10 protein-coding genes are annotated in these 10824 nt (G+C 51.2%); 4 read left to right on the forward strand and 6 right to left on the reverse strand.

Annotated features, from left to right (window positions below):
• Positions 1-185 precede the first annotated feature (185 nt).
• Together L2731_RS02075 and L2731_RS02080 are read left to right on the forward strand one after the other, a co-directional pair.
• The gene (locus tag L2731_RS02075) at positions 186-1604 is read left to right on the forward strand and encodes an RsmB/NOP family class I SAM-dependent RNA methyltransferase (RefSeq protein WP_249251623.1); all 1419 of its coding nucleotides are present in this window, start codon (positions 186-188) and stop codon (positions 1602-1604) included.
• Between the two features lie 247 nt (positions 1605-1851).
• Positions 1852-2022, forward strand: a complete 171-nt coding sequence (locus L2731_RS02080; RefSeq protein ID WP_160290139.1) for a hypothetical protein — start codon at positions 1852-1854, stop codon at positions 2020-2022.
• A gap of 59 nt (positions 2023-2081) precedes the next feature.
• On the opposite strand, the gene L2731_RS02085 is transcribed toward L2731_RS02080, so the two are convergent.
• A complete protein-coding gene (locus tag L2731_RS02085) occupies positions 2082-2615 on the reverse strand; it encodes a YfaZ family outer membrane protein (RefSeq protein ID WP_239886313.1) in 534 nt (177 codons plus the stop codon).
• A gap of 410 nt (positions 2616-3025) precedes the next feature.
• On the opposite strand from L2731_RS02085, the gene L2731_RS02090 reads away from it, so the two are divergent.
• The gene (locus L2731_RS02090) at positions 3026-3505 is read left to right on the forward strand and encodes a glutathione peroxidase (protein WP_249251624.1); all 480 of its coding nucleotides are present in this window, start codon (positions 3026-3028) and stop codon (positions 3503-3505) included.
• Between the two features lie 857 nt (positions 3506-4362).
• On the opposite strand, the gene L2731_RS02095 is transcribed toward L2731_RS02090, so the two are convergent.
• Positions 4363-6183 (reverse strand): M1 family metallopeptidase, encoded by a 1821-nt coding sequence (locus L2731_RS02095; protein ID WP_249251625.1) that lies wholly within the window; start codon positions 6181-6183, stop codon positions 4363-4365.
• 184 nt (positions 6184-6367) lie between these two features.
• Between L2731_RS02095 and L2731_RS02100 the strand changes: the two genes are divergently transcribed.
• Complete coding sequence (locus L2731_RS02100) at positions 6368-7249, forward strand: collagenase (protein WP_249251643.1); 882 nt, start codon at positions 6368-6370, stop codon at positions 7247-7249.
• A gap of 77 nt (positions 7250-7326) precedes the next feature.
• Here the strand turns inward: L2731_RS02100 and L2731_RS02105 are convergent, their stop codons facing one another.
• The 4 genes from L2731_RS02105 to L2731_RS02120 form a co-directional block, all read right to left on the reverse strand.
• On the reverse strand, positions 7327-8286 hold the full coding sequence (locus L2731_RS02105) for an alpha/beta hydrolase (RefSeq protein ID WP_249251627.1): 960 nt from the start codon (positions 8284-8286) through the stop codon (positions 7327-7329).
• Between the two features lie 828 nt (positions 8287-9114).
• Entirely contained in the window at positions 9115-9498 is a 384-nt protein-coding gene (locus L2731_RS02110) for a carboxymuconolactone decarboxylase family protein (protein WP_220078820.1), read from the reverse strand.
• 154 nt (positions 9499-9652) lie between these two features.
• Positions 9653-10048, reverse strand: coding sequence for a hypothetical protein (locus L2731_RS02115; protein ID WP_220080913.1), 396 nt, complete (start codon positions 10046-10048; stop codon positions 9653-9655).
• Between the two features lie 94 nt (positions 10049-10142).
• Entirely contained in the window at positions 10143-10610 is a 468-nt protein-coding gene (locus L2731_RS02120; RefSeq protein WP_249251628.1) for an abortive infection family protein, read from the reverse strand.
• Between the last annotated feature and the right edge of the window lie 214 nt (positions 10611-10824).

Below are 10824 nucleotides of genomic sequence, written 5' to 3' on the forward strand. Positions count from 1 at the left end.
TTTCCTGCGCTATTTCTGATCACATACTTACTGTGATTGGTATAACCTGCAGGTGTGAATGAGGCGAGAGTGACGACTAAAACCAAGGTTTCATGGGTCGTTTCGCGTGCCTCGGCGGTAGCAAATATGCCGACATCTGGTACACTTGCGCCCTCAGAAACAGATCTCAGCTTAGGCGTACACTCATGGGCGACTCCACAACTTCGGCAACCACCTCTAGCAAGGCTCCTCTGGCGGTCGCCAGCATCAGCAGCGAGCAGCTTCATCAGGCGTTAAACGCCCAGAGCGGCGCCGAGAAACGCGCCCTGAGTTACAGCCTGACCATTCACCAGCTATTTTGCCAGACGCTGCAAAGCAAGCTACCGGGCGATCGCATCTTAGCCGACTATTTCCGCGCCCATAAGAAGCATGGCTCCAAAGACAGACGGGTGATCCGTGAGAGTCTCTTTGGCCTGTTTCGCTGGCATGGCTGGCTAAGGTTAATCCCCCAGAAAAACGCCAGCCAACAGGCGATTACCCAGCAGTGGTTCGCTCAGTTAGCCTTGACCGCCTCCCTGGAGTCTCATCCCTGGCAGGATATCGTCTCGGCCTGGCGCGGGTTTGCCTGTTTAGGTGAGCCAGCAATAATTGCTCATGCAGACTCAGACTCTGATGCTCTTAAGATCAAACAGGCCATGCTAGAGGCCGCCTTCCCCGGCCAGGGCTTCCCCCTGACGGCGCTGGCCCCCGACTGGTTCTGGGCCCATTTCGACCAAGACAGCGACAAGCAGAAACACCTAGTGGAGAGCCTAAGCACTCGCCCACCTATCTGGGGACGACTGCAAGGCATTTCTCTGGCCAAGGCGCAGGCCAAGCTGGCAAAGCAAGAGATCCACACCAGCGGCAGCGACTATTTCGCTGATGCCATCAACCTGGGGCACAAGAGCATCAACCTCAACGCCGTCACCCTTTACGGCGAAGGCAAGCTGGAGATCCAGGATCTCGGCTCTCAGGTGATCGGCAACATCTGCGCGCCCAAGGCCGATGAGTCATGGTGGGACGCCTGCAGCGGTGCCGGTGGCAAGAGTCTGCAGCTTCGATCACTCATGCTGCGGCAAGATAAGCAGGCCAGCGGCAGCGTGGTCGCCTCAGACATTCGCCGCAAGCCCCTCGAAGAGCTGGCTAAACGCGCCAAACGCGCCGGTTTTAGTCAGATCAGCACCCAGCCCTGGCAATCAGATGCCCTACCTGTACCCGCGCAGGCCTTCGATGGCGTGCTGGTGGATGCCCCCTGCAGCTGCACCGGCACTTGGCGACGCAACCCGGATATGCGCTGGCTCGATGACGCCAGCGCCATCACAGACAAGGCAAGCCTGCAGCTGGATATATTAAGCCGCGCCTGTGAGGCGGTAAGACCCGGCGGCGTCCTGATCTATGCCACCTGCTCGATTAGTCCGGTCGAAAACCAAGAGGTCGTCGAGGCCTTTCTGGCTAAGCGTCCCGACTTTAGCCTGCAGACACTGACTCACCCCTTCACCCATGAGGCGACACAGATGCTGACTGTACTGCCCTACCAAGCAGATAGCGACGGCATGTTTGTGGCCAAGATGGTTCGTCAGGTCTAGAGTTGTTCGTCAGGCCTAGAGTTGTTCGTCAGGCCTAGAATCATTCGTCAGGCTTAGCTTGGTTCATCAGGGCTAAGCCCCTCCCACAGATCCCAATTGGCGCCACGATAGGGCGGCGCTCTTGTCACCTGTTTGTCTCATCCCTGTCACCCAGGCGTCATATTAGCTTCTTACCATGCGGTTTCGGCTAGGCCTAGATAGCACAAGATAGGTCAGTAAAGATCAGTAACGAGAGACAGGTGAGATCATGTCACACTATGATGAATTTGAGATGGCATCACAGCAGGCGCCCACATGGGAGTTCGATGCCCAGGATAAGCTACGCAGTAAGCGCGGTAAGCAGCGACGTCGTCATCAGGCCAACCAGCCAAAGCGATATGAGCATGATGACGAGTTTGACGAGGATATCTGGCGTTAGCCATGCTGGGGTGAACGCCTGACAGCGCTCACCCATGTCTCCAACAAGCTTATGGGCTACTAAAAGTTGGCACTGGCGCCGATATAGAAACCACTGTCGAAGGTGTTATCGCGGCTATTGTCATACTGCAGGCGTATATTGCGGTAACCGGCAAACAACCCAAGATTTGGATTGACCTGAAACTGGATCTTGCCATCTAACTCATACTGGCCATCGACACTACCGAAACTGAGCACAGATGGCGCATAGTAGGCCGAGGTCTTGAGGGCGATGTTTGAGCCCAGATCCAGCGAATAGCGTCCGCCGATCGCCACCACACTACCGTTACTGCTATTTTCAGCCCAATAGTGGGAAAACTTAGGCCCAACCTCGAAGTGATGTGCCCCGGCATCATGGGTCATGTGCGCCGCAGCAGAGACCATATGCCCCTCATCGTTGGAATAGAGATACCCCATCACCAAATTAGCCGACGGGTTAAGCTCCATCTGCAGATCCGTTGAGATCACATCGTCGTTGATGCCAAGGTTCAAGTTGCTGGCCTGAGCCGTCAGGCTCAGGCTGGCTAACAGCAGTAGCGCGAGTTTAGTTTTCATCGTCACCCCTTAAAATGCGGTTTTTAGTCGGGCAAGAGGGTATCAGACTGTATTTTTACCCACCATTAAATATGCTTCATCAGGCTGTTTTCAAAGGCTTTATTAACAAATCCATTGCATAAAATAACCGTGATCACCACAAGCTCAATGAGTAGGATACAAAGGTCACCAGCGCCTCTAATACGCAATCCATTTTCCTGTCAGGTCACTGTGCTCTGCCTCCAATCTCCAACCTCCAACCTCAACTTCCAGCCGCCAGCCGCCAGCCGCCAGCCGCCAGCCGTAACTTCTAGCTGCTAGCCTCTAGCTTTTACCTCTTAAACATCATCATTCGCCTTTAACTGACAATTTAAATTGCGCGCAATGTATTTTATTGCTAGGCTAATAACATCATCAGGAGGAAGCCTATTATGTCGATATACGATTTTTCGCTCACCCGCATCGATGGCAGCACGCAGTCGATGGCGGATTTCAAAGGTAAGGTACTGCTTATCGTCAACACCGCCAGCAAGTGTGGCTTCACTCCACAGTACCAGGCGCTGCAAGCCCTGTATGATGAGTTTGGCCCGGAGCGATTCGCCGTGCTCGGCTTCCCCTGTAACCAATTTGGCAAACAGGAACAGGGAGACGAGAGCGAGATCAGTCAGTTCTGCGAACTCAACTTCGGCGTCAATTTCCCACTCTTTGCCAAGATAGAGGTGAACGGCGACAAGACGCCCCCCCTGTATCGTTACCTTAAACGTGAAGCCAAGGGGCTACTGGGCAGCGAGTCGATCAAATGGAACTTCACCAAGTTCCTTGTAGACGCTAACGGACGGGTACTAGAGCGCTTCGCGCCCACCACGACGCCGGAATCTTTAACAGAAAAAATTGCTGCTTTAGTGAAATAATCCAAACAGATAGGAGAATGTTGGAAATATTTTCAAACATTTTTGGTTATTTTTTGAACTTTTTACCGTTTGAAAACTCCAAATACTGAACGCGAAGATTTGCTTTTTCATGTTCATCATTCTCCCTGGGACTTCTAGCGCAGTCCCCCTAGATCTAGATGGATCGACAGGCAACCTCCTAGGTTGCCTTTTTTTATAAATTCAAATTAGATCAATAGATTATGCTCAACTAAAGAGCACCAGACTGCCCATCATCTCGATGTGTTTGATGACGTTTTACACGGCAAGATGCCCCAACGGCATCTATACTAAAAGGTTAAATTTGCCCCTTTGGCGACGGTTGGCAAAAAAATTTGAATTTTTTACAAGCTTTATTGAACTTATCTGCTACGGGGGACTCTGAATAAGTGAACGGATTAGCGGGTTGGGTAATTTAGCTAACGAATGATTCGGTAAGCGTACCTGGCCCAAGTTACATTGTTCATCATCATCTCCCTTTGGTGACCCTTTAGGTCCCAAGAGCATCGACCTCGCTAGCGCAATGGGGTTTATGACTCGACACTTATTTGATTCATGGCAACCTTTGGTTGCCATTTTTTTGCCTGTTTACTTACTTTCGGGCCCGCCAAGTCGGCGAACCACAGAAAATCTGCTTTTTTCGATTATTTTTTGCAGTGCAGGGAACTAACCCGAAGATGGGGACTCTGAAGAGATGTAACAGATTTTTCATCATTGTTTGTTCATCATCTCCCTTCGAGACCCAATTGGTCTCTGGAGCTTAGAAATTTCGCTAGCGCACAGATTTCTCTCTCCAAATAGATAGTTATGGCAACCCCTTGGGTTGCCATTTTTTTATCCTAAGCCAGCAGTTGCTTGTCTAACTGTACCGACAAAGAGGGGTGATACCCTGCCCTCGCCTTGCTATAGATGCTACGCAACTCCTCAACATAGCCAGCTGCCAGTAACTCGTTGTACAGGGGACGCACAAACTTACCCCGCCCAATCTTCATCAGATAAGCCTCGACAAAGGGCAACACGGGATCGTAATGATTACGTATGGCCACACGATACCAGTCACAGGCGATCTCGGCATTGGTGCTACGGCTAAGATCGAAGCAGCTGTCTAAGTCGATCAATGCCTCTTGTTCCAGCACCTCGGGCAAGCTATTCAGGAAGTATTGCCAGTGATGCACGCGCCAATCGGCAGTATTGTCCTGATTAATTGGCTCACCGGCGAGCCAGGCAGCGCGCAGGATATCGACCTTCTTTAGGCTGTCAGAAGTCGGCGCCACGAACCAGGCCGGCATCCCCTCACCGTAGACCCACTCGAGCAGCTCGGCCTCGGTTAACTTATCACCATGTTGGCTAAGCAGGGTCTGCTTGGCGTATTCGACAAAGGTTTCAGTGGTGATCGCCTGGAAGGCAAAGTGATTCACATACTCGAACAGGAAGCTGTCGAAGGCTTCACGCCCCAGACGACGCTCCAGCTCATGGACAAACATGGAGGCCTTGTCATAGGTGAAACGGTTAAAGGCATCGTTGGGGTCGCCCGCCTGCACATTGGCCGGCAGAGTCTGCGCCGCGAGCGGCATGCTGACCAGCTCCTCCTTGAGGCGACCATATTCCAGCACCACCTCCAGCTCGGCCAGCTCCTTGCCGTACACGGCCTCGACGATGCGGTTGGTGAAATAGGTGGTAAAGCCCTCGTTTAGCCAAAGATCCCGCCAGGTGGCGTTGCTCACCAGGTTGCCCGTCCAGGAGTGCGCCAGCTCGTGGGCGACTGTGGAGACCAGGCTCTTATCGCCGGCAATCAGCGTCGGTGTCATGAAGGCGAGTCTGGGGTTTTCCATGCCGCCAAAGGGAAAACTCGGCGGTAAGATCAGCATGTCGTAGCGATCCCAGGCGTAGGGGCCCAGCAGAGACTCGGCGATCTCAACCATCTTCTCGGTATCTTCAAACTCCTTCACCGCGGCGCCGAGCACCTCAGGCTCGGCATATACGCCGGTGCGCGGGCCGATGGTGCCAAAGTGTAGATCGCCCACGGCAATGGCCAGCAGATGAGTAGGAATCGGCTTTTCCATCTCGAAGCTAAATTCACCGGTTAATGGCGCGTCACCATGGTTCATGGCGCTCATCACGGCGCGCATCCCTTGCGGCACGGTAATTTTTGCATCGAAGGTGATTCTGGCCTTGGGACTATCTTGCAGCGGGATCCAGCTGCGGGCGTTGATGGGCTGAGACTGACTGAACAGAAACGGCAGCTGTTTACCACTGGTCTGCTCCGGCGACAGCCACTGTAAGCCCTGAGCCGAGGGCGAGGTATGATACTTGATTATGATCTGCTTGCTCGGCGCCGTCAGCTCGATGGCCAGGCGCTGACCTCGCACCACATCTTGCTCGTCCAGTCGATAGGCCAAGGCATTACCGGCATCGTCCTGCACGCCGCTAACGCTAAGGTCACGGGTATCTAAGTAGAGGATACGGCAAGCCGGCTCAAGGTAGTCTAGGTTGAGTCGGGCGCTACCGATAAGCTGCCGCGCCGCAAAATCGACCTCAAGGGCCAGGCTTAAATGCGTGACCCGAATTGCATCGACATTGGCAAACGAATGATGGTCTTGTTGATTATCCCACTGCTCTGTCACAAGGAATCCTTTTTTATAATGAAGGGCTAGCGCCATTTTAGTCCCGCAAGCCTGGAATGTCATTGCCGCCTGGCATGTCGTGACCACAGGTAAAGCGAGTCGACTAACTGTCACCTAATCTAGCGGCCTGGAAATTGACTTCAGCGGTTGAAGATGGAACAATTGGGATATTTTATACAAAAATAACAATAAGGAAACCTCTGTGTCCCATTCATCTCTCATGCGTCTCGGTGCGGCGGCTCTGCCCCTGTTGACCAGCTTCGCCCTGCAGGCAGGCGAAACCTCGCCGGTTGCACCATTACAACAAATCTTAAGCCAGAATCACGACTGCAGCCCCACGATCACCATTCGCTCTCAGGCGCTCACCCAGGAGCAGATAACCACGGCCTGCGCCCTGATGCAGAAGCAGGAAGCCAAGTTCCACCAGCTATTTGGCACCCAGGGCAAGCCGGTGGCCAATGACAACAACCAACGCATGCGCGCCAATGTCTATCACAGCCGCGATGACTATACCCGCTATGTGACGGCGCACTTCGACGTGCCCAGCGACAACGGTGGCATGTTCTTAGAAGGGCTGCCCCACCAGCCGGGCAATCAGGCTGAATTTGTCGCCTATGAGCGCGGCGGACAGATCTGGAACCTGGCCCACGAGTATGTGCATTATCTCGACGGCCACTTCAACCTCTACGGCGATTTTTGCGCCTCGCTACACGACTCCCATAGCGCCCCCGAGTATTGCCCCCAGCCCGCGCCGCTATTGCCGCACTTGGTCTGGTGGAGCGAGGGACTGGGGGAATATATCTCTCAAGGGGACGATAACCCGGCGGCCACCGCCATCATCGCCAAGCAGCACTTCGAATTGAGTGAACTATTTAACACCAGCTATGAGCACAACGGCGGCACGGATCGCGTCTATCGCTGGGGCTATCTGGCGGTACGCTTTATGATGGAACACCACAAAGACAAGATAGACACCATGCTGGGCTTTACCCGCAAGGGCGATTACCCCAGATATCAGGCACTGGTAAAGCAGTGGGGCACCAGCATGGATGAGGAATTTCGGGCCTGGCTCAAGCGTCTGAATTCAGAGCAAGCTTCTTAAGAGCTCTTATTCAGGCCAAGCTTCGTAAGGAAAGGCCTGCGTAAGAAAGCCTGCTTAGGACAAGCTCCTCAAACCGCTTATTGGGTATTGCCTTCCCCGTCGCGCGCCAAGAGCCAATAGAGGCCTTGGCTCGCGGTGGTGGGAAAGGCGGTTTCGTGGCGCGCCCCCGCTATGGTTAACACCTCCAGCTCCAGGGCATCTCCTAGCTGTTTGTTAAGATGCTTGCTGAGTTTATCGGCGCCGTCCACCATGTCGTGTAGCATGCCCGCCTTAGCTGGCGTCTCCAATGCCCCGACCGCCAGAAACACCCGTCGCTTCTGCGCCTGTTTAGCCGCCGCCCTCGCCTTCGCCGTCAGGGATAAGATCTGCTCCCCCTTAAACCACACAGAGGGACTGCCCAGCACATAGTGGTCAAACAGATTAGGCCGCTCGAGTAGCAGATAAGCTCCCAGCAAGCCGCCGAGGGAGTTACCGACGAAGGTTAGCTCATTGTCGTTAACCCGGTACCGCCCCGCCACAAAGGGCAAGACCACTGTCTGAAGATAGTCTGCATATTGGCTGGCACCGCCGGTTTCTAGCTTCCAGCCGCTGTCCACAACCTGGGTATAGTCACGCACCCGACTCTGGGGCCCCTTATCCCCCTTGGCATAAGAGAGCCCAACGATGATCGCCTCACGCATCTTGCCGCTATTCATGGGAAAACGCGTCATGCCCGAGACAATCTGAAAGGCATAGGGGGCATCGGCCACATAGATCACCGGATAATGCCTTTCGCTGTCAGACTGATAAGAGCGCGGCAGCTTAACCCAGAGTGGATAGACGCGCTTACTCACGGGATCGGTCAGCTCGAACACAGCGGTGCGGGGGATCTCTACCTTAGGCACTGGCGACGTTGAATTAGACGCTGGCGACGTTGAATTTGGCGCCAGAGAACCGGGCGCCGCTTGTTCGGATACCGCTACCGGAGTGGACGCCTGACTGGCCATAGAGAAGACTAAGAAGATAGCCAGCGATGTGAGCAGATGGAGTAACTTCATGTCAGCGCAATATCCTTATTGATGACGAAAGATGAGTAGTGAGTCAGGCAACAGACTACTTTAGCCGGTGCTAAACATGAAGCTTTTTGTTGATTTAATAAGGTTTTTTAAAAAAGATGAAAATATTTAAGAATTTTTCTGAACTAATCCCGATAAAAGCGCTCTGATAATATGAACAGAATTTGCATCGATTAGTTAATCCAGTGACAGGTCTTAATTAATCATCAGTGTGTTGACCGTTCATCATCATTCCCTTTAGATAGTTTCTAGCGCAACTATCCTTAGATTCCGAATTTGGAACTTAAGCGACCTCATCAGGGTCGCTTTTTTTTATCCTGAATTTACCGATGTTTGTCTTCGAATAAAGGTATTGGCTTTTTAGCTTGTAACCTTTAGTGGCATAGGTTTTTACTTCGCTGATGGTAGCGTTGACCTTCATGGTTTTGAATTGCCTGCGGCAGGCTTATGTGCAAACACATTTGTGACACGGTGAGTGAAGCCTAGCTTCGTGCATACGAACGAGAGGCATGGATGCCGAACTGGCCGTTAGACAAGGATGTTGTTCGAGCACATCCATGAGAGCTCTACCTCGTTATCTGACCTCCACGGACAGAGGGAATGCCAAAAATGTCGGGAACATTTTTGGCCATGCCTCGGAAGGTCACAAATGTGTTTACACCAGTATCTATAGTCTCTTCGATTTAACGTTATTGCACAGCCAAGCTTTAAAAACATTCTTGGGCATTTCCATGTTAGATTTTTATTCTAATCCACTTGGCCCTGATTAATATTTAAATGGGTAACACCGGTCACAGTGGCTGGTCCTTGTTAAGCCTTTCCAGCCTCTTCTTCAAAGATTTCTTTAGCCGCATTTAAAGCATTTATCATAGATGGCAAGCCACCATACAATGCCATCTGAAAAATTACCTCACTAATTTCTCTTTGAGTCACACCAACCTTTAGAGCATTTCTGATGTTTATTCTCAACTGAGGTAAAGTCTGAGCGCCTTGCGCTGTGAGTGCTGCAATGGTGGCAATAAATCTTGTTTTTACATCGAGTCCAGGTCTCGAATATATGCGGCCATAGGCCATTTCAATTAGTGACTCTGAAAACTCAGGGAGTATTCCATCATATCTCTCACTTAGGATTTCTTCGAGCTGAGGGTCAACTTCTCTAACAGCTTTCCTTCCTCTTTCCAGTGCAGAATCCATTACTTCTTCTCCAAACGATATATTAGTTGACTAGGCTTAACGCCGAATTAAGGTGTAAACCATGCAATACCATTCCTTCTGCATACAACCTTAACCACTAAACCTGACGCATATCCAAAATGCCACGCGTGCTGAATCCCTCTTAACCAGTTTGTTAGGTTGCACTGCCGATACATCTAATTGCTTTACAGGGAACTAACCACGTTATCTTTGGAAACCCTTTGATTTTTATATGATGGTATTTTCTCATCGACCAATTCCTTTTCGTTTGAATGATTGTGAGATCTGACCAACAAAAAAATAAACATGGTTTTCCCAACGACCAATAATACAAACCTTCCTGTGTTTCAGCGAAATGACCAAAGCCATCCCATACACTTGATTTTTCTTCCCTTAACAGACCGCTACCAGCCCAGCGCCATTTGGTATTTTTCGGCTTGCTGATTTTATGGGTTTTTATTATGTCTGCAATTCCTTCGATCCTTCTCCATCCCTGGGACATCACAAACCAATAAAAAAACAAAAAGGCTAAAACTAAGATCCAGAACATCAGTTACCTTTAGCAACCTAACGCTGGCTATCAGGGGCAAATTTGGAGCGTAGCGGAAAATTAGTCCCTTGCATGGCTTTGTTATGTACGACGTTCATTTGAACTCATCATTTAGCAACAACATGGCCGCAGCAGTGGCATTGATCGAGTACATTGCTATATTTTCAGACACTATCTTGGACTGTGTTCCTCCGCCATGTGATGTACTCAGGCGGTTCCTCAGTGTTGCAATCAAGATGAGTGGCTGCTCCCAGAATGAATCCAAGTTCGATCCACCCATCAGCGCCTTGAGCAGTGTAGATGCGGTGTCCGTTTGCTTGTATGCAACTGACTTTCGCATACACAGCACTTTCATAACGCTCTCGAAGCTGCTGCAGCATTTCGTTAGGCAATCCCCGAAATCCTGCTTTCTGAAATCTTCCAGGGCATTCAAGAACTCTGTATTTGCTTGGTGGAACTCTTTTCCCTTAAGCAAGGTTAGTGCCGGTTCAATGGCGGTCTTGTGTAGAGCTTCGCTGTCTTTCCTAATGATCTGGGGATAACTGCCGATCCTTGTGGCCATCGTCGGAGTTCCATAAAGCGAAGATTGAAATTCCTCTAAGGTATAACCAGTAAGGTGGTACGGTAACTTGTCAACTCTAAAAAAATCGTTGATCCCTTCTATTTGTAGTGGTCAACTAAAATTGGCCACGGTTTTGTATTCAAGCCAGTATCTTCGCTCTGACTCATTGGGTGTCAGCCCACCGTTATATTGATGTGGTCTCAGCTGACTGTAA

The organism is Shewanella aquimarina, assembly GCF_023349185.1.
Lineage (GTDB): Bacteria > Pseudomonadota > Gammaproteobacteria > Enterobacterales > Shewanellaceae > Shewanella > Shewanella aquimarina.

Excerpts from the sequence above, each read along its gene's own strand:
- L2731_RS02085 (WP_239886313.1), bottom strand. The coding sequence starts at position 2,615 with ATGAAAACTAAACTCGCGCTACTGCTGTTAGCCAGCCTGAGCCTGACG.
- L2731_RS02075 (WP_249251623.1), top strand. The coding sequence starts at position 186 with ATGGGCGACTCCACAACTTCGGCAACCACCTCTAGCAAGGCTCCTCTG.
- L2731_RS02100 (WP_249251643.1), top strand. The coding sequence starts at position 6,368 with ATGCGTCTCGGTGCGGCGGCTCTGCCCCTGTTGACCAGCTTCGCCCTG.
- L2731_RS02120 (WP_249251628.1), bottom strand. The coding sequence starts at position 10,610 with ATGGCCACAAGGATCGGCAGTTATCCCCAGATCATTAGGAAAGACAGC.
- L2731_RS02080 (WP_160290139.1), top strand. The coding sequence starts at position 1,852 with ATGTCACACTATGATGAATTTGAGATGGCATCACAGCAGGCGCCCACA.
- L2731_RS02105 (WP_249251627.1), bottom strand. The coding sequence starts at position 8,286 with ATGAAGTTACTCCATCTGCTCACATCGCTGGCTATCTTCTTAGTCTTC.
- L2731_RS02095 (WP_249251625.1), bottom strand. The coding sequence starts at position 6,183 with ATGGCGCTAGCCCTTCATTATAAAAAAGGATTCCTTGTGACAGAGCAG.
- L2731_RS02090 (WP_249251624.1), top strand. The coding sequence starts at position 3,026 with ATGTCGATATACGATTTTTCGCTCACCCGCATCGATGGCAGCACGCAG.
- L2731_RS02110 (WP_220078820.1), bottom strand. The coding sequence starts at position 9,498 with ATGGATTCTGCACTGGAAAGAGGAAGGAAAGCTGTTAGAGAAGTTGAC.
- L2731_RS02115 (WP_220080913.1), bottom strand. The coding sequence starts at position 10,048 with ATGTTCTGGATCTTAGTTTTAGCCTTTTTGTTTTTTTATTGGTTTGTG.